Source organism: Leptolyngbya sp. FACHB-541, from assembly GCF_014695875.1.
Classification (GTDB): Bacteria; Cyanobacteriota; Cyanobacteriia; order Elainellales; family Elainellaceae; genus JAAUTN01.
Window position 1 is genome coordinate 1 of record NZ_JACJPC010000131.1, and the last position, 23,130, is coordinate 23,130.

Sequence of the window (23,130 nt, forward strand, 5' to 3'; positions counted from 1 at the left end):
TCAAGCAGTTTCGACGTATTGCAACACGCTATGAGAAACGAGCGGAGAACTATCTTGCCATGCTCACCATTGCTGCAATTCTCTTTTGGTTCTAGGTTTTAAAACACGCCCTAAGTCTTGCCCCATACATGATCTACAACAAATCAGCATTAAACCACCAAGATATAACCTTCTAACTGCTATCCCAACAGAGAACCTTGCAGGCTAACGTTTCTAGTCAACGGTTACCGAAATCTTTGCAACACCACAAGTCATTTCGGTTAATCCGCTGCACTAGGGTTGTTATGCATCTTTCTAGCTGACAATTTCAGCAAGGAAAATTATGCCATCCTCAACCCTTTTTTTGATTGAATTGAGTTGTTGGAAACTAAATGTGCCAGTAGAACCATGAGTACCGTCGTTAAACACGCGAAAGAGTTGAACAATATTTTCCATGTCTTGTTCAACGAACTCCTCAAGGGCATCTTCTAACATACCTTTTCGAGTTAGCAAGAATTTTAGTTTGGCTCTTCGCGTTGGTTTTCCCTGATCTGTCCTATCACAGCTTGGCATTAAGCTAACGACATCTGCATCTGGTGCTTTAAGCTCAAGTATTTGGCTAATAATTTCGCGTGCGCTTGTGCAAAAATGTCGTGCTGCATCAGGATTACGTGGATTAAGGGCATAAACCGCACCTTGCCATCGACTGTCGAGATCATCAGAGATTTTGCGTAGTTCGTCTACCAGCATTGCATCTTGATTGCTACTAGCTTCTTCTAAACTAGGCTCCGAACTAGACAGCAAATTGAGAACTTCTAAGCTGTTCGCAGTTTCCTTTTCAGAGAGATCGAGAACTCGATTGTATCTTGAGTCAAAATTTTGCGTCTCAGATCGCTGTTCTAAGCGTGTATAGGCCTCATACAAGGAACTGACAGAAGTACGATACACAACATACTGCGTTTTCTTGGTAGGTTGCCCACTCAATTTCGCTAACTCGCGTTTAATTCGCTGTCGATTTGCTCGGACACGAGAGTTATAGGTACGTACCTCTCGGTTGTACTCATCAACTGCTTGCTTGACCTGCTGGTTATAGCGTTTAACCTCTCGATTATATTTATCGATCGCTTGTTGAGTTTTACGCTGAGCTTGCTGCAACTTGCTTCGAAACTGGGACGCTGAAACTTTCCGCACCATAGAACTCCTAATCACGAGTTTACTGAGAAACTACCCAGCTACACTAGCACTGGCGCAACTATGAGCAAATTCTAGCTTTTTGACACTAGGGTATAGTACTTCTGTTTCTCATTGAAATAATTTGTAATAAATCGGATGCCAAAAGCTTGTATAGAGATATCTTCATCAACCAATGCGATGTTGTGACCCGAATGCATAACTATTGTTTAGACAGAAAGTTTCTGCCTAAGATCCTTCAAGGAGGTGGATAGGCAGAATGACACCTCAAACTAGGTGCTTAGCCCGAATCTCTCTGTATAAGACGTCGATTAAGCTAAATAGCCTGAATTTTTCCATATATCCTCATACCTTTAAACAAATTTCACGACACAACAATTCTCTGTAAGGGCGCATTGCGATGCGCCCCTACCTACACCTGCAATATCTTCAAATCAGATTGGGTCAGATGTGATTTGTGCTGAACAACCTCAGTACGTAACTGACCTTGTTGACCAATAGAGGCGATCGCACTCATCCGCAGCGCAACAATATTCATCAACTTTGTGCGATCGCCCCTCCCCTCTCTTCTCTTACTCTCCTTTTCTTCGATCGCGAGTTAAGATACTCATCACTTCACCAGAACTGGGAGCAGGTAATAAGGGACTCCATGCACTCACTTCAGCAAAGCCTCGATGATATAAGTCGTGAATTGTTTCGATTACACCATCACGAGAGCCGATAATGAGAACTCGTAAGCGATCGCGCTCAGGATTTTGAAGTGCAGAAACTTCTCTCTCAACGGTGGGTACGTTGGGAGATTCTAAAAAACATTGAGACATGAGTTGTGACTCCTTTAGGGTTTTTGAGGAAACCCCAAAAACCTAGCCACCCCGCACTAATTCACACGTTGCACAAACCCAGTGGGAGAAATAAAAGTGAGTTTAATTTCACTTTCATGTCCTAAAGGATAAGCAACGGCTTTTTTGACATGACAAGTCGGGGTGGCTAAGGGAGTGTTAAAATTCACCATTAGCCGCCAGACTGCTTAGACCAGTTTGGGGGTTAGTCGCTCACTGCTGCTCGTAACAGCTTTGAGCGGCGCTAGATTCTTGGGTTTAGCCGGGTTGCCGTAAGTAAAAAAGACAACCTTAACGTGAGAGCATATCTGAGCGGACGGTATTTAGTCAAGTTGATAAGTTATAAAGTTTTTGAGGGAGTGAAGTGGGCGATCGCCTTCCTCACCAGTATTTTTTCTAGAAAAGGTAAACAAAAACAGGTTTGCGAGTTTTAAATCAAGTTTTTGAGTTTTAGACCTGGTTTACGAATTTTGAATTAGGTTTTTGAGTTTTACAGCCATTCTCCAATAGGTAAGCCATAGCGTAGGGGCAGTTCGCGAACTGCCCTTACAGGGGTTTGTGGTTTATCCAAGTGAAAATGTCTGTAAATTAGGTTTTCAACTTCAGAATTAGGTTTTTGAGTTTTGAATCAAGTTTTTAAACTCAAAAAGCTTTAAGAGCAGTGCAAGGACAGGGCTGAAATACAATGGGTAAGTAACTCAGTTTAAGGCAGCAACCTTGGCAAGTAGCTGGTGGGAAATTCAGATTCTCTGTGATCCGGTTTTGGAAGATTTGGTGTTTTGGCGGCTGGAGGTGTTTGGCTGTCGGGGTACCTCCAGCGAGATTAAGGGGCATTCCTGCCTAATCAAGGCTTATCTGCCGCAAATGCAGGCGCAGTTGCTAGATTTGGCGGCTTTGTCGCTGCTGTTGCGACAGGATGCGCTGTGTGCCGAGTTGCCGATTCCTGCAATGCAGTGGCATTTGATTGAGGAGGAAGATTGGTCTAGCAGTTGGAAGGATCATTGGCAGCCTCAAGAGGTGGGCGATCGCCTGCTGATCAATCCTGCTTGGTTGCCCAATCCTGAGGCTAGCGATCGCAAGATTTTGCGGCTCGATCCGGGGGTTGCCTTTGGCACTGGGGCACACGCCACTACGCAGCTTTGCCTTGAGTCTTTAGAGATGCGTTTGGGTGAGCCAGGTAGTGCCGTGATTGCAGATATTGGCTGCGGCTCTGGCATTCTCTCGATTGGCGCACTGTTGCTCGGTGCAAAACAAATTTATGCGGTTGACAATGACCCCTTGGCGGTGATGTCTACCGAAAGCAACCGCGAACTAAATCAAATTGAGCCACACCGTTTAGTTGCGGTTGAGGGCAGCATTGAGCGACTGCCAGAGCTTACGTCTGAGCCATTAGACGGAATTCTCTGCAACATTTTGGCGGAAGTGATCATTGATTTAATTCCGCAAATGGAAGCGATCGTCAAACCCACCACCTGGGGAATTTTCAGCGGCATTTTGCTTGACCAGGTAAAACCCGTCGCTGACACGCTGGAGCAAAGCGGCTGGATTGTTGCAACACTCTGGCGCAGGAAGGATTGGTGCTGTTTGAATGTACGGCGTTCTTAACGCTATGGAGTGTGTGAATGCATCTGATGAGAAGTGCATTCACACTTTTTAGATTCAGACAAAACGAGTTTAGACAAAACGAGTCAACTGCACCCGATAGCGTTCCTTCTTCGTTACAGCGACTTCACCAATTTCCAATCGCCCTTTTCCCCGAATCGCGACCAGGTCGCCCGATTTAAGCTGATGGCTGGGCTGGGTAACGTCCTTCCAGTTGACCCGCACATCTCCGCCACTAATCATTTCAGCCATTTTGCTGCGTGACATGCCAAACCCGGCAGAGGCAACCGCATCTAGCCGCAAAGAAGCTTCTACGGTCGTCAGTTCTTTCTTTTTGGGTTCCCGGATTTTCAGTTCGCTCAGGTCAATCTGCCGTGTTTTGACGGGAACTGAGCGTACCTGCGTCAGACTCATTTCCAGAAATTCGACCAGTTCAGGAACGACGATCGCCTGTCCACCCCGTTCTCCCAAAACAATGATGTCGCCCACCTTGTCGCGCACCAGTCCCGTGCCTAGCAGCGCACCCAAAAAGTCGCGATGAGTCGCTGAGTCAAACAGAAAGTTTCCGGCAATGTCTAGCGCGGCGATCGCCACCTGAGACTGATCTAAAGGAATTTCAGGACGAGCGATCGCCACACGCTGACGTTCGGCTTGCGGATAGCCTCCCCAAGCCAGCAGTTGCACCTCGGTCAGCCGTGCAAACATTTGCTGCACTTCAGCTAACTCAGGCGGCGAAAGAAAATCGGTACAGACCACCTCCCAGGTTTTGATAGCCTGATCTGCCTGGTCAATGACCCGTGCAGCGCTGTCTCGATTTTCGATTCCCTGAAGCAGTTCTTCTCTAGGCAGCATAATTGAGCGATCGCCTTAAAGCTCTAATTTTAATACTGTTACAGCTACAGCGTTTTTCTAGATGAATAACACACAGGTAAGGGCGAACCGCCGTTCGCCCCTACAGCGATTTGTTCTAAGAATTGCATCTTCCAAAGAAAAAGGGGCGCACCGCAAAGCGATCGCCCCTCACGCTGGTCAAACTTGACTTGAGCAACAGACTTCGTCAGGCAGCAGCTTATAGACTACTGCTCAGTTCTCTACCTGACTCAGCCCGACAGACGCAGGAAAAACCCCGCTGCTCAAACGTTTGAACAGACACAGCAATGGTGCTGAAGCCTGTTCAGGATCATGATTAGATCGGTGCATTGTGAAAAAATGCTGACCTTTCAATCTCCCCTCAATGCCGACGAAGTTAGCTGACGGGCTAGGACTGAGAGATGTCCTTCTCAATTAACCTCAGAGATAAGCCCCAAATTTGGTTCCTCCGTTCCAGGAAGTGCGTTAAAGAAAATCGCAAGACCCGGATTAAGCTGACCTATTCAGTTTGATGACAGGATAGCCTCTAGTTAGATACTTCGTCAACCCAATGTGTTGAATATGTATTGAATAGCCCGAATATGTAATCTAAAAGACAATTGCAGATCGAGATAGATTGGCGATCGCTAATTGGCTCAAACGCCTCAGCCATAAGGCATCTACCGCAAGATAGTTAGAAGCTCACCCGAAACATGTTAATTTATCAAACGTTGTATGAGTTGCCATGGGCATTTGCCCAAAAATCTCGTACTCTAAATGAGTGGTGAATGCTTCTGTAGATTCACGCACGTTTGGTTCTATTTCAGTTCTGTTTTAGTAGTTGAGTGGGAGCCTAATCCAAACCTATTGGTAGGTTTGAAGCGGAGGAACCAATTGTTTATCGGGGCTAATCTCAATATGAGAGAGACACCTTCCAGTCTTAGCCCGTCAGCTAACTCCGTCGGCTTTGGAAGGAGAACTCAAGGATTTGACTAAGCTATCTGTAGAAGTGGTCGTTTAGGCTTACAAGGTTGTAAAACCGGGAGTATTCCTAAACTTGCTAATACAGCTAGAGTCGCTGGAGTCTCCTCAAGTAGGGTGTTTCTGTTTGGATCAAGTCTATCCAGATGGGTACAGTCCTTCTTTCCTGACCCACCTCTCATTTCTAGTTCACTTCGTGGAGAGGTCAAAGCTGTGAAAATCAAACCGATGTTAGCTCGTCTGCAAGGTACGCTAGGTCAACGCAACCTGGTCGAGCAAATGCTGCTGTTACCAGAGCCAGAAGTGTCTGCGGCAGCTAATTTTCAGTCGCAGGAGCTAGCTCAAGAGTCGATTAATCTGATGGTTGGCTATACGGGTTCTCCTTGCAGCCAAACGGCTCTAGATCTGACTTTTTGGATGGCGCACCAAACTCGTTTAGCAACTCAAAAGCAAGTAACGGTGCATGTGGTTTATGTAGTCGATGAGGTTGCAACCCTAACCAAAACAACTCGATCGAACTCTAAAGGAAATGGTGGGAGACAATTGCTGCATGCTTCCAAGACAGAGCGTTCTAGTACCGCAACGTTGACCCGTCCTGAAACTCCCTTTGAGCAGGCAGACCGGATTCTTTGGCAGGCTCGGTGCCTAGCTGAGGAATGGCGCGGATCACTAAATACTCACTTGCGGATTGGGAATTGCGCCGAGGAGTTAAAGCAGGTGGCGATCGCCGAATCTGCTGATGTCCTTGTTTTGGGTTGCCGTTCTGTTCGCCATCCTCTAATTTCGCAATGGTCCAAAGGGTTTCCCTGCGCGGTTTTAGGAATTCCGGCGATCGCCAATCTAGATTTGTAGCTACACCTCTTCCTGCATTGCAAGAAGTATGGCGAAGGAAACAGCGATAGACGAAATTGCTAAACAAGTCATAGATCTGTACGAACAGATTGATCAGCAGACCGGCGCATTTCAGGCAGCTACTCAGCTTCACTGTCCCGCGGGCTGTGGTCGCTGCTGCGAAAATCCTCATGTAGAAGCTACCCCTCTAGAGATGGTGCCGTTGGCAGTGGAGCTATTTCGGCAAGGTGAAGCAGCGAAATGGCTGGAGAAGTCGGCTGAAGTGAATGAAACGAATGCCTGCCTCTTTTACGAGCCTGATTTGGACGTACCCGGAAATGGGCGCTGTCAAGTTTATCTCTGGCGACCGTCCATTTGCAGGTTATTTGGTTATGCAACGGTGGCAGATCGAGAGGGTCAGCCTAGGTTTGCTGCCTGTATGCGCCACAAAGCAGATATTCCAGAAGTCGTGGCAACGGTTCAAGAGGCGATCGCCAATGGTTTACCTGCTCCCAGTTTTGCAATGTCCCAGCAAATTGCTCACCTGGCTCCCCATTTGAGTGGTGAGCGAATGCCGCTCAATCAAGCGCTCACCATAGCTTTAAGGTGGGTTGGGCTGCGTTTGCAGATGGAACAAGTTGAGCGATCGGATATCAATTCGGTTCAGCGAAGCAGTTAGTCCTGCTTCAATTCCACGTCCCTGCTAGGATCAAGAAGGATGAGTATGTTTCTTGATGAATAGCTATGTCATTGGACAATCTGCGCGATCTTTATCAGCAGGTCATTCTAGAGCGCTACAAAAAGCCTCGCAACCGGGGCAAAACTGATCCAGTCGATCGCTACCAGAAAGGACACAACCCTTCCTGTGGCGACACGATTGAGTTAACCCTGCAACTGAATGACGCAGAAGACCGGATTCAAGACGTAAAGTTTGAGGGAGAAGGCTGTGCGATCGCGATGGCATCGGTTGATCTAATGGCTGATGCATTGCGAGGCAAAACCACTGCCGAAGCTCTGGAAATGGTGCAAAAGTTTCAGGCAATGATGAAGGGCGAGGCAGAATTTCCTTCTGAGTTGCGAAAGCTTAACGTGATGCAGGGCGTTGCTCAGTTTCCAGTGCGAATTAAGTGTGCCAACCTGTCTTGGCATACAGTCAAGGCAGCTTTGGAACTAGCGAAGGACGTTCAGCCTGCTGGGTTTATCAGCAACGAGTAAAATTAAAATTCTGTTTTGAAGGTTGGGTGCCATTGTTCCATAATCTTCAAGATATTAAGTTGAAGTGCCATCAAGAATTACAGAAAACATGCCAACCAACGTTGACTTTTTTCAATTTGCTCAATGGGCGGGGATCGCAACCCTGGTATTTGGAGCGATCGCCCTGCTCGGCTTTTTATTCAAATGGGGTATCCGGTTTCGGCTGGTTGGTGCGACAGGTTTGCTGGTGGTGCTGACAGTGGGGCTGTTTGGGCTGGGATTATTTCCCTTTACCCGCACGGTGATTCCAGGTGCGGTGCGGTACTCCACCATTTATGACTCTGGCGCTGATCGGGTGGTGATCGTGGTGCCTCAAACCATTACAGAAACAGAACTAACTGCCACTTTGCAGCAAGCAGCCAGCAATCTGTTTTCTCCCGGTCGTCTCAGCCGAGGCGATGACAAGCTAACCATTCGGGCGCGGACAGTACTACATCCCCAGCCAGGAATTTCCCAACCGTTGTACTTAGGGCAAATTAGGCGATCGCTCTTTATTCGCGACGACGAGCAAATGGAAATCAAACTCTACCCCGAAAACTTCGCCCAGCTTCCCCCTCCCGAAGTACCTTCTGAAGTGGAGCCAGCCAGTATGTCCAGTATGTAAGGACTTCCTGATGTAAGTGGGAGTAAGGGGAGCGAGGGAACTAGGAGTGAATAACAGCAAACTCCTCTACCCCCAACCCCTAATCCCCACTGTTCTATACAGCTTTATGAAAATTGGTATAAAGTGATTCTTACTAAATTTTTGCCTTTCGCCGCTGATGGTGATGGTTGCTTTGCCTTATGACCCATTCATCCTTGTCTCAAAGTTCGGATGTTGCGAGTTCTGCTCCGCTGTTTACGCTAAATTTGGCTCCTGCTACGGTAATCCGGGGGCAGGATGCACTAGCCCAATCGGGAGAAGCGATCGCCCGTTTTGGGAAAAGACCGCTTTTAGTGGGGGGCGATCGCACCCTAGCCGCCGTACAGCCCTTTCTTCAACCTGTTCTAGAGCAGCGGCTAGCAGCAGCTCAAGCCTCTTACGGAGCAGATTGCAGCGAGGCAAGCTTAGCGGCATTGCGGCAGGCAGCAACCAACCATGAAGCAGATTTGATTATTGGTTTAGGCGGCGGCAAGGCGCTGGATGCAGCCAAGCTGCTAGCCTACCAGCTCGATCTGCCGATTGTAACGATCCCTACTTCTGCGGCGACCTGTGCTGCCTGGACTGCGCTGTCAAACGTCTACTCTGCCGAGGGTGCGTTTCTTTATGATGTCAGTCTGGCTCGCTGCCCTGATCTGCTGCTGCTGGACTATGGGCTACTCCAGACTGCTTCCAACCGCACCCTAATTGCTGGGATTGGGGATGCCCTGGCGAAATGGTACGAGGCATCGGTGAGCAGCGGACACTCTGACCAAACTTTAGTGATTGGGGCAGTGCAGCAGGCGCGTGTTTTGCGCGATATTCTATTTCAAAAATCTGTAGCCGCACTCCAAGCTCCGGGCAGTGCGGCTTGGCGAGAAGTGGTGGATGCAACGGTGCTGCTGGCTGGAGTGATTGGTGGATTGGGTGGCGCTCAATGCCGCACGGTAGCGGCTCATGCCGTTCACAATGGTCTAACTCATTTGCTTGAAAGTCACGGTACGCTGCACGGCGAGAAGGTTGCTTACGGCATTTTGGTGCAGCTTCGCCTGGAGGAAATGGTGCAGGGCAATCAGCTAGCCGCAACGGCGCGCCAACAGTTGCTCAAGTTTTATGCAGAAATTGGTTTGCCTCAGAGCTTGTCTGATTTAGGCTTAGCGGAGGTGACGCTGGCAAATCTGCAACGCGCCGCAGAAGTTGCCTGTTCAGTCGGGTCTGATATTCATCGGTTGCCCTTTGAGGTTACGCCCGCTCACCTGATGGCAGCAATGGTATCTACAACAGTGCCCTGTCAGGGATTCAGAATTTCAGAGCCAAATGGAACTTCGGCTCGGCAAGCGCTGTCCAATATAGCTCATTCTTCTAACGAGGTGCAGGCATGAGCTTAGACTGGATTACCCCCGCTGATCGCCTCAGTGCTCTGCCGCCCTATGTCTTTGCGCGGTTGGATGAACTGAAAGCCCGTGCCCGTGAGCAGGGGCTAGATTTGATTGACCTGGGAATGGGCAACCCGGATGGACCTACGCCGCAACCCGTTGTGGATGCCGCGATCGCCGCTCTGCAAAATCCGGCAAACCACGGTTATCCGCCCTTTGAGGGAACTGCCAGCTTCCGTCGCGCCATTACCGACTGGTATGGTCGCCGCTACGGAGTTGAGCTTGATCCCGATGGTGAAGCGTTGCCGCTGCTGGGTTCTAAAGAAGGACTGACGCATTTGGCGATCGCCTATGTCAATCCGGGCGACCTGGTTTTAGTACCCAGTCCTTCCTATCCGGCTCACTTTCGCGGTCCGCTAATTGCGGGGGGCAAAATTCACAGCATCATTCTGAAGCCAGAACAGGATTGGCTGATTGACCTGGGATCGATTCCAGACTCGGTAGCAGAACAGGCGAAAATCCTGTATTTTAACTATCCCAGCAACCCAACCGCCGCAACCGCTCCCCGTGAATTTTTCCAGGACATCGTCAAGTTTGCCCGCAAGCACGAAATTCTGCTAGTTCACGACCTGTGCTACGCAGAACTGGCGTTTGATGGCTTCCACCCTACCAGTCTGCTGGAAATTCCCGGTGCCAAAGAAATTGGCGTAGAGTTTCACACGCTTTCCAAAACCTACAACATGGCAGGTTGGCGGGTCGGCTTTGTCGTCGGCAATCGCCATGTGATCCAGGGTTTGCGAACCTTAAAAACCAACCTGGACTACGGCATTTTTGCAGCGCTCCAGTCGGCTGCTGAAACTGCGCTGCAACTACCAGATGTTTACCTGCATGAAGTGCAGGCCCGCTACCGCACCCGTCGCGACTTTTTGATTGACGGTTTAGCAAAGCTGGGCTGGACAGTGCCCAAAACCAGAGCCACGATGTATCTCTGGGTGCCCTGCCCACCGGGAGTTGGCTCTACTGACTTTGCCCTCTCGGTGCTACAGCAAACTGGAGTTGTAGTGACTCCCGGCAATGCGTTCGGCGCAGGTGGCGAGGGCTATGTGCGAGTTAGCCTGATTGCAGAGTGCGATCGCCTCCAGGATGCACTCCAGCGATTCCACCAGGCAAACATCCGCTATCAGCCTGAAGCTGTAATTTCGTAAAATATTTGATTCAAGATTTGATTTCAGGGGTGGTAGGTTGAGCTTGCCACCCCTGAAATTTTATTTATAACGTTCCTCTAAATGAAAGGGCACTCCGTAGAACGGGTGCCCTTCCATCTGTAGACCTAATCTTGGGAATTGGTATTAGACGCAACCGTACAGCCCGCATTCGCTTGAGAATCAGACTCAGGTGGCACTAACCCAACCACATGAGGTACAGGGCGGGGCGTATAGCCCACTAATGACTCGCCCCGATAAGCCAAAGAAGTGCTTGCTCCAGAGTCGAGCATGACCGCATCCTGAAGCCCTGACTGGTACAGCATTTCGCCCAGCGAGATGGAATCGACGTAAGAAGTGGACACCCCAATTACAGGTTGTCCATCCTGGCTGATTCCCCAAAAAGCTCGGTGTCGTCTGGCATCAAAATCAAACAGGCTACCAAAAGTACTGGCAGGCTGAGGCTCACCGTCTTTGACCAACCACGCCGCTGCCACAAAGGCATCGGTGACATCCGCCATTTCAGCCTGAATGCCTTCCAGAGTATTATGTTTGTCCGCGTCAAAGGGAACGAAACGCACCTGAGTTGAACTGATTAGCACGAGCGGTCGCCCGTTTAGCAGCGGATTCTCACTGGCGTTTCCAGGAACGAAAACGCCTACGCTCTGGCTCAGGACGGGACCGACCATCACGTTTGAGTCGAGATATTTGAGTGAGAAGAAGCCTCCATCTACAGCAGCGGCGACTTCGCTGTCGGCAATAATTTCCTCAACTTGATAGCGGCTATCGGCATGAATGGTGACAGGCTTGCCGCCAGAAATGAGAATCAGCGGCACGTCGTCGTAAGTCACTTCGTTCACCTGGATGGGAGCGGCAAAGTCAAACGCGGTTCCCCATCTTCTAGGTGAAGGTCCGCCCCATGCATCAGCAATCACCTCTTCGATTTGCGATTGCCCGATCCGATCGATCGCCATCAGATTGGTAGACTCTCCTGCCATCAGATTTTCTTCATCGTTCATGGTCAAAGCCGCTTCAAATCCGGCTTTGCGAACTTCCCCAGCAACTCGCGCATCGTACTTGCCTTCCGGGTAGGTGAAATAGCGAATCGGGATGCCCAGCCGTTCTTGTAAAATTTGGCGAGACTCGACAATTTCCTTTTGCAACTCCTCGTCTGACAGTTCGCGCAAGTCAGGCGGATGCATGACGCTGTGAGCGGCGATTGTCACTAGCGGGTCTGCTGCCATTTCCTCTAGCTGCTCCCAGGTTAAGCCGGGTCTGCCATGATCTCGGCTAACTTTGTGCGTATAGATGGAAAATAAGCCGGGATAGCCATATTCTCTCAGCAGCGGCAGAACGTAGTCGTAGTGGCCCTTGTAGCCGTCATCAAAGGTCAGCAAAACGGGCTTTTCGGGCAACGGCAAACCCGTTCGCAGATGTGCCACCAGTTGATCCATACTGACAGGCGTTAGCCCATTCTCTTTGATTAATTCCAGATGTTCTCGAAATTCCTCTGGGGTGACATCAAAAAATACCTCTTTTTCAGGCAGAATGTCGTGATACATCAGGATCGGCACTCTGGCTAACCGGGCACGCTGATGAATTTCAGGCCAAGCCGCAGGGGTCAGTTGTGCGGCTAACTGAGGTCCAACGCTCTGCAAGATTGCGCCCAAACCGCTTTCTGGCTCCTCCATCCAGGTTGCAGCCTGCATTAGGTTTTGAGTCAGGTCACTAATTTGCAGGGCAGAGCGGTTAGGCTGCAGGGAACAGGCTTGCTCAGGCAAGAGTTCGGTTTCATCTTCAAGGGCTTCGTCATCCAGGCTTGTACTGGGGAGTTGAGCAGTACGAAGCAGTTCCCCCTTTGGGGTAATCGCCCCCTGCGAAAGAGTAGCAGCATTAGACGAAAACCCCAGAGGAGTCAAAATGACTGCAAGGCTAAGGATCAGGCTGCGGTTCAGGAACTTTATCGTTTTGCAGCGGCGCAACAGAGAATCCCGATCAATCGGCATCATACGAGTCTTAGAGATCTACGGGTATCGTTGTTAGGTTTAACCGATTTTCTCAACTTTCTCAGGTTTTGTAGGTGACACTGACCCAAGAAATTAGAAACTTTATAGAACTTACGTCAGAATACAGCAGATTCGGGATAGGAATTATGGTCTTTCAAGGTACACCCTAATTCTCAACTTCCAGCAAAAAATTCTTCAATAACTGTTTCCCAGAATCCGTAAGAATGCTCTCTGGATGAAACTGTACGCCTTGAATGTGGGGATAGTCTCGGTGACGCACGCCCATAATTGTGCCGTCTTCTACCCAGGCTGTCACCTCCAACTCATCAGGACAGGTTTGGGCATCAATCACTAAACTGTGATAGCGAGTTGCCGTAAATGGATTGGCTAACCCTTTGAACACCCCCACACCTTTGTGCTGCACAGGGGAGGTTTTGCCGTGCATAAGTTCTGGAGCGGAGGTAATCTTGCCGCCAAACACTTGACCGATTCCCTGATGTCCTAGACATACGCCTAGAATGGGGGTTTCAGTCCCCAATTCTTTAATTAAAGTGGGAGAAATTCCGGCATCTTCGGGGCGACCTGGACCAGGGGAAATCACGATCGCGTCAGGCTGCAATTGCCGGATCTGCTCCAGGCTAATTTGGTCGTTGCGATAAACCTGAATATCCGCTGCGACGGGCAACTCAGCCCCCAATTCACCCAGGTATTGCACCAGGTTGTATGTAAAACTGTCGTAATTATCGATAACGAGAATCATAGTGAGTCGATGATGAATAATTTAAACAGGATTAAAAATTTCTGCTGATATCTGCTTTAGAGAAATTTACAGCACCGTAGTAGCGAAGTGAGTCTGCAAGCAAATTTAAAGTGTTGGGTTGCGCTCTGCTCCACCCAACCTGCGGGGCTACTGCCTGTAGTTGGGTGGGTTGGGTGAAGCGCAGCGCAATCTACGTTCTAATCTTGACGTGCTGTTACCAAGAATAGACTAGTCGTATTTAGGGTGAGTATTGCTACTCCTCCTAAATACAACAGTGTTACCTATCGTGCCAAAGTGGTTTGAATTAACGCTATCAGAGGCGGCAGCAACAAAGAACCTGCAACCAGCAGCGATGCCATTGCAGAAACCAGAACAGCTCCAGCAGCGCAGTCTTTGGCGATTCTGGCTAGATCGTGATAGTTTTGCTTGACGGTCAGGTCAACCACAGATTCGATCGCCGTATTGAGCAATTCCATCGTCAGGACAGCCCCAGTCGTTAGCCCAATAATGGCGATTTCAACGGCGCTGAGATCGAGGAAGATGCTGAGGGCGATCGCCACTAGCCCCACGACGAGGTGAATCCGAAAATTGCGCTGCGTTTGAAACGCATAGCTTAGCCCTGCCCAAGCATACTTAAAGCTGACCACCAGGCTAGACGCAATCCGCCAAGAGAGTTCGCGATTTGGCTTAACCAGCTTAGGAGCATGAGGTGGTGTCTCTGTCGATAATTCTTGGGACATAGGCAGAAAAATTAAGGGAACGAGAGCGGCCAGGGCAGATCTGTAATCAAAGCAGATCTGCTCAATTTTAGACCCTATGCAAGACTGCGCTGTAAGATTCTGCACTGTCCTGTGCCAATTGGTTCCAAACAGACCCTGAGTGACCTTATGTTACAGCTTACTCAGTCTAGGTCAAGATTTTTCTGCTAGATATTGAGTACTCAGCCCCACCGATTGCAGCAAAGTTTCTTGCTGAACCAGCATGTCCCTTAAGCTGTCATCATCTGGATGATCCCAACCGAGCAGGTGAAGCAGCCCGTGCGCTGACAACCAGGCTAACTCTTGCTGCAAGGAATGTCCCTCTTGTTGAGCTTGCGATCGCGCCGTCTCAACCGAGATTACAATATCTCCCAAATACAGCGGCATTTCTGCCTGGTGTTCAAACTGGGGAGTTTCTACTTCCAATGCTGCAAACGCCAGCACGTCTGTCGGCTGATCTTTCTGGCGATATTGGGCATTGAGGGACTGAATTTCGGCATCGTCGGTCAGCCGCAGACACAGTTCGTAAACGCCTGTAGCTGCCAGATCTGGCTGCAAATGCTCTAGCCAGCGACTAAACCAGTCCTGCCAAGTTTCATCCGAGATCGGCGATTCTGAAGCTGGCTCAGGTTCAAAAAAAACGTCCTGGATGCTGATTTCTACCTGCACAGGTTGATTGGCTAATTTCACGATGAAATCAAGCCTCCTAGCGAGTCAGGTAGGACAAACCTACCAGCACAACTATCAACCCCACTGTGGTCAAGGCAAAGTGAAACAGGGATGTTCCCCGCTTCCTAACCATGTTTCGCATGGCTAGCTTGACGTAGCTAGGTTTGGGTTCGGTAGGCTGGGCTGCAGCTTCAGCAGGCTGCATAGTGGGTGTTTCTGCCTCTGCTGGGGCTGAAGCAACCTGGGATTCTGGAATGGAAGGGGAATCGCTCATATTACACCGTACTTTCCTGCAACATTTGATTTTCCTGACGCAAACAGGCTTCGATGAATGGGTCAAGGTCGCCGTCCATGACATCGGCGATCGCTGCCGTCTCAGTGCCCGTCCGCAAGTCTTTCACCATCTGGTAGGGATGGAAGACATAGTTGCGAATCTGATTACCCCAAGCGGCTTCGACCATGTCCCCACGAATGTCGGCAATCTCTTTCGCGCGTTGCTCCTGAGCAATGATCAGCAGCTTGGCTTTGAGAATAGCCATTGCCTTTTCTTTATTTTGAAGCTGCGATCGCTCCTGGGTACAGCGCACCGCAATTCCGGTCGGTAGGTGAACGATTCGCACTGCCGTTTCTACCTTGTTGACGTTCTGACCACCTTTGCCACCCGCACGAGAAGTTGTAATCTCCAGATCCTTCTCAGGAATGTCCAGGTGTACAGAACTGTCGATAATTGGCATCACCTCTACCCCTGCAAAGCTGGTTTGCCGCTTGTCGTTGGCATTGAAGGGCGAAATCCGCACCAGACGGTGAGTTCCCTTTTCCACCTTCAGGTAGCCGTAGGCATATCGCCCCTCGACTTCCAGCGTCACAGACTTGATCCCAGCTTCGTCTCCCTCCGACAGTTCAGCCAGATGAGCCTTGTAGCCATGCTTCTCAGCCCAGCGGGTGTACATTCGCAGCAGCATCTCGGTCCAGTCTTGAGCGTCGGTGCCGCCTGCACCCGCATTGATCGTCAAGACTGCGCCTCGCTGGTCATAGGGTCCAGCCAGCAATTGCTGGAGTTCCCACTGGTCTAGCTCCTGGCTCAAGTGCGTCACGTTGTGCTGAGCCTCTTGCAGCAAAGCTTCGTCTGCCTCTAGCTCTAGCAATTCCAAAACAGCTTTTGTGTCGTCCAGGGCGGATTGCCAGTCCTGTAGCTGCTGGAGATGCGATTTAAGGTCGTTTAATTCCTGTAGGGTCTTTTGCGCCTGTGTCTGGTCATCCCAAAATTCGGGTTGGGCAGCAACTTGCTCTAAGTCCTGAATCTTTGCAGTCAGAGCCGGAACGTCAAAGATAGTCCTGGGTTTTACCCAGGCGCTCAGATAACACTTCTACGTTCCGCTTAATATCTAAAGCCTCTATCATAAGATCCCTAGGAGATAGCGAAATCCTTTCGCTGTGTGGTTTAGAGACTATTTTATCACAGACGCATAAGTTGTCTCTTGTCCCTAAGTTCCTGGTCGAAGGCTAATTGAAGTGCTTTTCAGCCAGGAACTATAGAATCAGATCAGACTCACCGCCAAGATGTAAGTGATTCTGCGATGAAAACATTAGCTAAGTGGTCTATTGATGACTATCACCGCATGGTCGAAGCGGGTATTTTGCAAGGCCGCCGTGTGGAATTGTTAGCAGGCGAAATCGTTGAGATGAGTCCAGAAACTCCGATTCACTACACCACAGCCAAAGGAGGCGCAAAATATTTAGAGGAATTGCTCTCAGGTAAAGCGGATGTTCGCTTCAATGGCCCAATTACCTTGCCTGACTCAGAACCCGAACCGGACATTGCAATTGTTCGGCTTCCAGAATCAACTTACCGCGATCGCCACCCTGCTCCTCCAGATATCTTTTGGGTTGTAGAAGTTGCTCAGACGAGTTTGAAGAAGGATTTAGAGATTAAGTCTGCGATTTATGCAATGGCTGAGATTTTAGAATACTGGGTTTTAGATTTATCCACTAAGCAGGTAATTGTATTCAGGAATCCTCAAGCGGGTCGTTATGTTGAAGTATTCGCTATGGGTGAAGGAGTAATTGCACCACGAGCTTTTGAGAACGTTTTAGTGTCTGTCAAAAGGTTAGTGTCATGAGATAAACCTCCTCAGATAAACAGGCAAACACCAGTGAAATTTCTGCTTACGGACGCACGATTATTTCAAATGCGATCGCCCTTTTGTAGAACGGTATTATCCTGCTAGATATTGTATCCGTGGAATAGATGAAGCTACCTTTTTATCCAGTTAAGACCCTGTTGGACTGGCTACCAGACCTAAAGCGGGAAGTTTGGCTTTTGGCAGCAGGTCAACTGCTGCTGTTCATTGGGCATGGCTTTACCCTGGTCTACACCTCCATCTATTTCGTCAACACGTTAGGCTTCTCCCCCACCCAGGTTGGACTGGCGCTAGGAAGCGGAGGTATTTCCGGTACTTTAGGGCGATTTTGGGCGGGTAATGCAATTGATTCTGAGCGATTGGGGCGGCGAGGCACTTTGCTGATTGCAGCGGTCATTGCTGCACTAGGTAGCTTTTCTTTAGCCTTTGCCAGTACCTTCCCTCTGCTGGTCGTAGGGAACCTGCTGCTGGGCTTAGGCATTAGCCTCTACTGGCCTGCGACTCTCTCTATCACGACCGACCTGACTCCAGTCGAACATCGCACTGAAGCGATCGCCCTCACTCGGCTGGCAGACAATCTTGGGCTGGGATTGGGGGCATTGTTAGCAGGACAATACCTGGCAATGGAAGGGAGTTATGGAGCACTCTTCATCTGCAAAGGATTAGCCTACCTGGTGTTTGGCGGCGTGGTCGCCTGGACGATCACTGAAACTCGCCAGCCTCACACAGATTCTCTCAATGTGCTGCAAAGCTGGGGTCAGGCGTTGCGCGATCGCCGCTTGCTCACCTATCTTGCTGCCAATGTGTTCTTCACCACCTATGCGGCTCAACTGAGCAGCACGCTGCCTTTGTATCTGGCAAACTTTGTGCCCTGGGGCAATACCGAGACGGGCTTTTCTGAAGCATTCATCAGCTATTTCTTTGTTTGGCACGCCCTGCTGAAAATTGTGCTGCAATTACCGGTGACCCGCTGGCTGCGGTCAGTTCCTTATGTCCCAATTTTGTTCGGGTCGCTCGTGTTGTGGGCTGCCGGATTTTTCTTGATATGGCTGGTGGGGCTAGGAACCATCAATCCACTGATACTAATCTTGCTGTCCTTTGCCTGCATTGCGATCGCAGAGGTACTCTATGCACCTTCAGCATCGGCTTTGGTAGGAGAATTGGCTCCTGTGACATTGCGGGGTATCTACTTTGCTCTGGAGTCTCAGTGCTGGGCGATCGGTTATTTGGTAGGTCCTATCTTGGGTGGATGGGCTTTGGATCATCCTGTTTGGTTAGGCACCAACTTTTGGTTAGCTCTAGTTCTCACTTCTGTCATTTCGGGTTTGTTCTTGTTGCTATTGCGATCGCAGTTAACCAGCAGTGAGCCTGCTCAGGAAGCTACACCCTCTAGCAGTTCCTAGGAAACTATAAAAAGACCTAGCGCTATGGCTAGGTCAGAACGTCATTAATCCCTCAATAATCGCTTGATTTCTCAAACTTGAACTTGTTTTACGCGGTTGGAGTTGTAATCACCTCATCAAAGGCAACGCCGCGATAGATGAGATGCAGTATTTGCTTAACAGCAGGTAGTTTTGCCGGATAATGAAACTTGATGACTGAACCTCTATATTGTCCAGTGACAGGTACATCAACGACATCAACGTGTGTAGAAGCTGTGTTGTAACGAACGCCACGATAAACTAGTTGCATATGTTTCGCCTCTTTTGTGTAGCGGTGGGTGGAGGCGCGTTCCTTCAGGAGTAAACCCTTACTTCCGTCTTCAAACTCGAATGAAGTGATTTGAAGATGAACGATTTCTATACTTATTAATGTATCGGAGCTGTCCATCTTATTCATCCTCCAACCGGGTGATCTACTGGAGTTCGCTTATGCAGAAGTGGAAGCTACTGGCTGAGAAGACTGCTGCAAAAGGGTAACTATCGCTTCAGCTACTCCTGCTGCTGAAGCTGGATTTTGCCCTGTTACGAGGCGACCACTGACTACCGTTTTTGCTTGGAAATTTGGTGCTTTCTCAACTGTTGCACCCCGCTCGGTTAGCTTTTCTTCTAATAGAAATGGCACCACTTCAGTTAAACCAACGGCTTCTTCTTCTTCATTGGTGAAGCCTGATACAACTTTTCCATTCACTAAATAGCTGCCGTCTGAGAGTTGAATATTGACCAGTCCGGCGGGACCGTGGCAAACCGCACCTACTACACCACCCTGCTCATAGATGCTTGTCGCAATTTGAGCGAGTTTGGCATCTTCAGGGAAATCCCACATGGTTCCGTGGCCACCTGCGTAGAAGATAGCAGCATACTCTGATGGATTCACCTGAGTGGGATTCAGAGTGTTCTCCACTTGCGCCATTTTTTCAGGACTGTCGAGAAATGCAGCGTTGAGTGGGTCATTGAGATCAATGCCAGTCATTGGGGCTTTTCCACCTTTGGGGCTGACATACTCAACCGTCAAACCTCCCCGATCGAATACATCAACGGGATGGCTAACCTCTGGTAAATAAAACCCAGTTTCTTGACCTGTGTTACCGAGGGTGTCGTGGCTAGTCAGAACAATTAGAACTTTCTGAGACATGGTGTGGACTCCAATGAAATAGGGATGGTCAGCAACTCTTTGAATGTTTCTTTGCCTGACAATTTCCATCCTAAAAGCTATCTATCTAAAATACAAATAATGATTATTGGGCATATCTATAATTAGATTTATGGTTAACCTGGAGTGGTATCGCAGCTTTATAGCAGTGTATCGGGTAGGAACGGTATCGGGTGCAGCTGAAGTTTTACACCTGACGCAGCCAGCAGTGAGTCAACATGTGGCAGCCCTAGAGTCAACTTTAGGTACACCGTTATTTCAACGAATGCCGCGGCGTATGTTGCCGACTGAGTCAGGAAAGCGACTGTATACTCGTGTCGTTACCGCGATCGAAACGTTAGAAGCAATTCCAACCAAGACAGCTTCGGCCGATGCGCCACTGTTGATTCGCTTAGGAACGCCGATGGAGTTTTTTAGTGAGTATGTTTTGTCTCGTTTGCCAAAACAGAATGAGACTCTATTCGCTATTCAATTTGGATTGGTGCAAGACCTAATTGAGCACTTGTTGGCGAATCGAATTGACTGTGCGATCGCCACTCAAAAAGTTCCAAAACCAGAATTAGAATATCAGCTTTTGTTTGAAGAGAACTTTTGGTTAGTCGGACCACCGGGTATGACGATTCCACTGTCTCAAGATGTGATGCAGGCAGATTTAATGGCTCTGGAACAATGGCTCAGGACACAATTCTGGATCGCATACAGTGAAGAGCTGCCCATTATTCGGCGGTTTTGGCGGGTCATTTTTGATCGGCGGCTGGATGTGAACCCGCAGTTAGTGATTCCTGATTTACGCAGCATTCGAGGCGCGATCGCCCAGGGACTTGGCTGTAGCGTGTTACCTGATTATTTGTGTGCAGATTGGATTGATAACCAGCAATTAACCCTGATTCTCAAACCCGTCAAAGCAGTGACAAACTCAATCTGGCTAGCCTATCGCAAGTCAGAGCGACAATCACAACAGGTGACGTTATTTCTAGATTTGATGGGAGTGCAGCGTTGAAGTGGGGTGCTATTCCTTTGAAGGAAGTTACTTTCTGCTCATTGAAGCGCGTGATTTTCGGCTCACAGGGACACACATCGGTGTTCCAGTCATGGGATCAGGCACAATTTGACTCTCTATCCCAAAAACCTCTGCGACCATTGTTTCGGTCATTACTAGATTGGGGGCTCCTTGAGCGTAAAGGTGTCCCTGTCGCATCACGATCAGCTCATCCGCATAACGGCAGGCTTGATTTAAGTCATGCAACACCATGACGATGGTGCGTCCCTGTGTCTGGTTCAGGTCATACAGCAAATCCAACACCTCGATTTGGTGCGCTAGATCCAGAAATGTAGTGGGTTCATCTAATAACAAGATTTCTGTGTTTTGGGCTAGCGCCATTGCAATCCAGGCACGTTGCCGCTGCCCACCAGAAAGGCTATCCAAAGGGCGATCGCTCAATTCTGCAATTCCCGTAATTGCCAATGCCTGTTCTGTGCACTGCTCGTCTTCCCGTGACCACTGCTGCAACCAACTCTGATGAGGATAGCGTCCCTGTGCCACCAGTTCTCGCACCGTCAGCCCTTCAGGAGCGACCGGACTTTGAGGCAGCATTCCTAATTGTTTTGCAATTTCTTTGGTGGAATGTTTGGCGACCCCTTGCGGATATCCCTTCGAGATCGCGACTCCATCTAGATACACCGTTCCACTCTGAGGCTTAAGCAATCGGGCTAAACCCTTGAGCAAGGTTGATTTGCCACAGCCATTGGGACCAACCAGAGCTGTGATTTTACCTGCAGAAATTGCCAGATTTAAATGATTGACAATTAGGGTTCTGTCGTAAGCCAACGACAGTTTACGGGCTGATAGGGCAGGTTCAAGAGATAGATTGGAGTTCATGCGTTGCAGTTTTAAGGGTGAGAGAAATACTAGATTTATGGCACTATTGATTGCGATCGCGATAGAGCAAATACAAAAAGTAGGGCGCACCTACGGCAGCCGTAATCACACCACAGGGGATCTCAATTGGGGCAAACAGCGATCGCCCCAGCAAATCTGCCAGTGCCACAATCAAACCACCCACTAAAGCCGCCGTTGGCAGCAGTCCTTCATGAGATGTACCGACTAGCTGACGGGCTAAATGGGGGGATATAAGTCCGACAAAGCCGATGGTGCCTGCTGTCGCAACACTGGCTCCGGCTAAAGCAACACTAGTGATTAGCAAAAAAACGCGCTGCCATTCCACACGACTGCCTAAGCCTCGGGCCACATCATTTCCTAAATTCAGTGTGTTTAACTCACGGGCACTTAGAAATGACAGAGGAACAAATATGAGTAACCAAGGCAGAAATGCCTGAATGTGCTCCCAGGTGCGACCATACACGCTTCCGGCTAGCCATACTAACGCCTGACTGACATCATAAATATTGCCAAAGGTAATCATCAAACTAGTGAGCGCAGAAGCGATCGCCCCGATTCCGACACCAACTAAAATCAATCGAATTGGTGAACTTCCACCATTCCAGGACAGCCAATACACCAGTAAGGCAGCGATTAATGCTCCTGTAAAGGCAGCAATTGGTAAGAAGAGGGTTGGAATTGATGGGAATAGCACAATCAGGGAAACGGCTGCTAGCCCTGCCCCAGCTTCCACGCCCACAATCTCAGGAGCCGCTAAGGGATTGCGCGTCAGTCCTTGCAGGATAGTTCCAGCGATCGCCAGTCCTATTCCGACCAGAAATGCAGCTACGATTCGCGGTAATCGGAGCGTGTTGATCACAAAACCATAGTCAGAATTATCTGTCTGCCATCCCAATATGGTTCTGATCACATCAATTGGCGAGATAGGATACTCTCCATAGCCGACGCTAACGACCAGCACAGCCAAAGCAGCGATCGCCAGAGCCAGCAACAGCCACGGCACCCGCCGATCGAGCTGAAAGGAGAGAGGAAAGTGGTAGAGACGAATGGTCAACCAGTTTCTAGTCACAAATCAATGTTTAGAAAGGCTTTCCTATCGTACTACTGCATGGAAGCTGTTGCAAATGATTCTCAGATGCATTACTTTTCAATCAAGTTGAATGTTTTAGTCAGTTTTAACTGTCTTTAGCGATTAGCCCGGAATTGATTCCAGGGCGGGTGATCGGGTAATAGATGAGACTGATGTAAGATTTTAGTCTTTGGCGCTGCAGATTTGACGAACGATTTTCGTTGAGGACACAGCAATGCCGCGCCCCTACAGGGGGCGACCCGGATGTTAGAAATTTCCCGATCATTCTCAATTTGTGCAATGCTCGGTCTTTAGTTATCTGCACAAGTATCGGGCAGAGCGATTTCTGGATCTATTAAGAATTAGTTTCAATTAAGTTCAACTAAAAACTTATGTGAGCGATCGCTGTCGTCGTTAATTGCTGAAGTAATCAAGAATAACGATTGATCTGGTTACAAAAGAGTATGCATCTCTGTAAAGTGTGTTGGCAACAGCGTAACGCACCAAGAAGC

The 23,130-nt window shown here is 49.1% G+C and carries 25 protein-coding genes, 1 pseudogene and 3 riboswitches; of the genes and pseudogenes, 12 read left to right on the plus strand and 14 right to left on the minus strand.

The window, feature by feature from the left end; all coding sequences use genetic code 11:
• A pseudogene (locus tag H6G00_RS28710) lies at nt 1–95 on the plus strand (IS5/IS1182 family transposase); the annotation flags it as partial.
• Between the two features lie 199 nt (nt 96–294).
• Here the strand turns inward: H6G00_RS28710 and H6G00_RS28715 are convergent.
• The 3 genes from H6G00_RS28715 to H6G00_RS28720 all read right to left on the minus strand — a co-directional run bounded on the left by H6G00_RS28715 (nt 295) and on the right by H6G00_RS28720 (nt 1,991).
• Nucleotides 295–1,173, minus strand: coding sequence for a hypothetical protein (locus H6G00_RS28715; RefSeq protein WP_190799336.1), 879 nt, complete (start codon nt 1,171–1,173; stop codon nt 295–297).
• Nucleotides 1,174–1,582: 409 nt separating this feature from the next.
• Complete coding sequence (locus tag H6G00_RS36320) at nt 1,583–1,708, minus strand: hypothetical protein (protein ID WP_277881994.1); 126 nt, start codon at nt 1,706–1,708, stop codon at nt 1,583–1,585.
• Nucleotides 1,709–1,742: 34 nt separating this feature from the next.
• Nucleotides 1,743–1,991, minus strand: a complete 249-nt coding sequence (locus H6G00_RS28720) for a hypothetical protein (RefSeq protein ID WP_190799337.1) — start codon at nt 1,989–1,991, stop codon at nt 1,743–1,745.
• Between the two features lie 735 nt (nt 1,992–2,726).
• Here H6G00_RS28720 and prmA point away from each other — a divergent pair.
• Nucleotides 2,727–3,614 carry a 50S ribosomal protein L11 methyltransferase gene (prmA, locus tag H6G00_RS28725; protein WP_190799338.1) on the plus strand — a complete coding sequence of 296 codons (888 nt, stop codon included), beginning with the start codon at nt 2,727–2,729 and terminating at the stop codon, nt 3,612–3,614.
• A 69-nt stretch (nt 3,615–3,683) separates the two neighbouring features.
• Here prmA and H6G00_RS28730 read toward each other — a convergent pair whose 3' ends face one another.
• Complete coding sequence (locus H6G00_RS28730; protein ID WP_190799339.1) at nt 3,684–4,463, minus strand: photosystem II S4 domain protein; 780 nt, start codon at nt 4,461–4,463, stop codon at nt 3,684–3,686.
• Between the two features lie 61 nt (nt 4,464–4,524).
• On the opposite strand from H6G00_RS28730, the gene H6G00_RS36325 reads away from it, so the two are divergent.
• The 7 genes from H6G00_RS36325 (at nt 4,525) to H6G00_RS28760 (ending at nt 10,726) form a co-directional block, all read left to right on the plus strand.
• A complete protein-coding gene (locus tag H6G00_RS36325; RefSeq protein ID WP_277881995.1) occupies nt 4,525–4,650 on the plus strand; it encodes a hypothetical protein in 126 nt (41 codons plus the stop codon).
• 181 nt (nt 4,651–4,831) lie between these two features.
• Nucleotides 4,832–4,987: riboswitch (cyclic di-AMP (ydaO/yuaA leader) on the minus strand.
• A 313-nt stretch (nt 4,988–5,300) separates the two neighbouring features.
• Nucleotides 5,301–5,442: riboswitch (cyclic di-AMP (ydaO/yuaA leader) on the plus strand.
• Between the two features lie 212 nt (nt 5,443–5,654).
• Nucleotides 5,655–6,293 carry a universal stress protein gene (locus tag H6G00_RS28735; protein ID WP_347278238.1) on the plus strand — a complete coding sequence of 213 codons (639 nt, stop codon included), beginning with the start codon at nt 5,655–5,657 and terminating at the stop codon, nt 6,291–6,293.
• Between the two features lie 28 nt (nt 6,294–6,321).
• A complete protein-coding gene (locus H6G00_RS28740) occupies nt 6,322–6,951 on the plus strand; it encodes a YkgJ family cysteine cluster protein (protein WP_190799340.1) in 630 nt (209 codons plus the stop codon).
• Between the two features lie 65 nt (nt 6,952–7,016).
• Nucleotides 7,017–7,487 carry a Fe-S cluster assembly sulfur transfer protein SufU gene (gene sufU, locus H6G00_RS28745; RefSeq protein ID WP_190642455.1) on the plus strand — a complete coding sequence of 157 codons (471 nt, stop codon included), beginning with the start codon at nt 7,017–7,019 and terminating at the stop codon, nt 7,485–7,487.
• A gap of 88 nt (nt 7,488–7,575) precedes the next feature.
• Entirely contained in the window at nt 7,576–8,130 is a 555-nt protein-coding gene (locus H6G00_RS28750; RefSeq protein ID WP_190799341.1) for a Ycf51 family protein, read from the plus strand.
• A gap of 179 nt (nt 8,131–8,309) precedes the next feature.
• The gene (locus H6G00_RS28755; protein WP_190799342.1) at nt 8,310–9,527 is read left to right on the plus strand and encodes an iron-containing alcohol dehydrogenase family protein; all 1,218 of its coding nucleotides are present in this window, start codon (nt 8,310–8,312) and stop codon (nt 9,525–9,527) included.
• Complete coding sequence (locus tag H6G00_RS28760) at nt 9,524–10,726, plus strand: aspartate aminotransferase (protein WP_190799343.1); 1,203 nt, start codon at nt 9,524–9,526, stop codon at nt 10,724–10,726. Before H6G00_RS28755 ends, H6G00_RS28760 begins: the two co-directional genes overlap by 4 nt.
• Before the next feature lie 125 nt (nt 10,727–10,851).
• On the opposite strand, the gene H6G00_RS28765 is transcribed toward H6G00_RS28760, so the two are convergent.
• The 6 genes from H6G00_RS28765 to prfB form a co-directional block, all read right to left on the minus strand.
• Nucleotides 10,852–12,732 carry a polysaccharide deacetylase family protein gene (locus H6G00_RS28765; protein WP_242042559.1) on the minus strand — a complete coding sequence of 627 codons (1,881 nt, stop codon included), beginning with the start codon at nt 12,730–12,732 and terminating at the stop codon, nt 10,852–10,854.
• 163 nt (nt 12,733–12,895) lie between these two features.
• A complete protein-coding gene (locus tag H6G00_RS28770; RefSeq protein ID WP_190642459.1) occupies nt 12,896–13,489 on the minus strand; it encodes an aminodeoxychorismate/anthranilate synthase component II in 594 nt (197 codons plus the stop codon).
• 281 nt (nt 13,490–13,770) lie between these two features.
• The gene (locus H6G00_RS28775) at nt 13,771–14,229 is read right to left on the minus strand and encodes a diacylglycerol kinase family protein (protein ID WP_190642460.1); all 459 of its coding nucleotides are present in this window, start codon (nt 14,227–14,229) and stop codon (nt 13,771–13,773) included.
• Between the two features lie 171 nt (nt 14,230–14,400).
• Complete coding sequence (gene ybeY / locus H6G00_RS28780; protein ID WP_347277683.1) at nt 14,401–14,940, minus strand: rRNA maturation RNase YbeY; 540 nt, start codon at nt 14,938–14,940, stop codon at nt 14,401–14,403.
• Nucleotides 14,941–14,953: 13 nt separating this feature from the next.
• Nucleotides 14,954–15,190: a DUF3285 domain-containing protein gene (locus H6G00_RS28785; protein ID WP_190642461.1), complete on the minus strand. Its 237-nt coding sequence runs from the start codon at nt 15,188–15,190 to the stop codon at nt 14,954–14,956.
• A 1-nt stretch (nt 15,191) separates the two neighbouring features.
• A protein-coding gene (prfB, locus tag H6G00_RS28790) for a peptide chain release factor 2 (RefSeq protein WP_190799363.1) occupies nt 15,192–16,314 on the minus strand; the annotation gives its coding sequence in 2 pieces (ribosomal slippage) (nt 15,192–16,241 and nt 16,243–16,314; 1,122 coding nt in all).
• 179 nt (nt 16,315–16,493) lie between these two features.
• Here prfB and H6G00_RS28795 point away from each other — a divergent pair.
• On the plus strand, nt 16,494–17,036 hold the full coding sequence (locus H6G00_RS28795; RefSeq protein ID WP_190799344.1) for a Uma2 family endonuclease: 543 nt from the start codon (nt 16,494–16,496) through the stop codon (nt 17,034–17,036).
• A 128-nt stretch (nt 17,037–17,164) separates the two neighbouring features.
• On the plus strand, nt 17,165–18,460 hold the full coding sequence (locus H6G00_RS28800) for an MFS transporter (protein ID WP_190799345.1): 1,296 nt from the start codon (nt 17,165–17,167) through the stop codon (nt 18,458–18,460).
• Between the two features lie 88 nt (nt 18,461–18,548).
• On the opposite strand, the gene H6G00_RS35790 is transcribed toward H6G00_RS28800, so the two are convergent.
• Together H6G00_RS35790 and H6G00_RS28810 are read right to left on the minus strand one after the other, a co-directional pair.
• The gene (locus H6G00_RS35790; RefSeq protein ID WP_242042560.1) at nt 18,549–18,749 is read right to left on the minus strand and encodes a DUF4278 domain-containing protein; all 201 of its coding nucleotides are present in this window, start codon (nt 18,747–18,749) and stop codon (nt 18,549–18,551) included.
• 33 nt (nt 18,750–18,782) lie between these two features.
• Nucleotides 18,783–18,854, minus strand: a riboswitch (Glutamine riboswitch).
• Between the two features lie 72 nt (nt 18,855–18,926).
• On the minus strand, nt 18,927–19,631 hold the full coding sequence (locus H6G00_RS28810) for a type 1 glutamine amidotransferase domain-containing protein (RefSeq protein WP_190799347.1): 705 nt from the start codon (nt 19,629–19,631) through the stop codon (nt 18,927–18,929).
• Nucleotides 19,632–19,761: 130 nt separating this feature from the next.
• Here H6G00_RS28810 and H6G00_RS28815 point away from each other — a divergent pair, with 130 nt between their 5' ends.
• Complete coding sequence (locus H6G00_RS28815) at nt 19,762–20,649, plus strand: LysR family transcriptional regulator (RefSeq protein WP_190799348.1); 888 nt, start codon at nt 19,762–19,764, stop codon at nt 20,647–20,649.
• 27 nt (nt 20,650–20,676) lie between these two features.
• On the opposite strand, the gene H6G00_RS28820 is transcribed toward H6G00_RS28815, so the two are convergent.
• Together H6G00_RS28820 and H6G00_RS28825 are read right to left on the minus strand one after the other, a co-directional pair.
• A complete protein-coding gene (locus H6G00_RS28820; RefSeq protein WP_190799349.1) occupies nt 20,677–21,528 on the minus strand; it encodes an ABC transporter ATP-binding protein in 852 nt (283 codons plus the stop codon).
• 43 nt (nt 21,529–21,571) lie between these two features.
• On the minus strand, nt 21,572–22,618 hold the full coding sequence (locus H6G00_RS28825; RefSeq protein ID WP_190799350.1) for an iron chelate uptake ABC transporter family permease subunit: 1,047 nt from the start codon (nt 22,616–22,618) through the stop codon (nt 21,572–21,574).
• Nucleotides 22,619–23,130 lie beyond the last annotated feature (512 nt).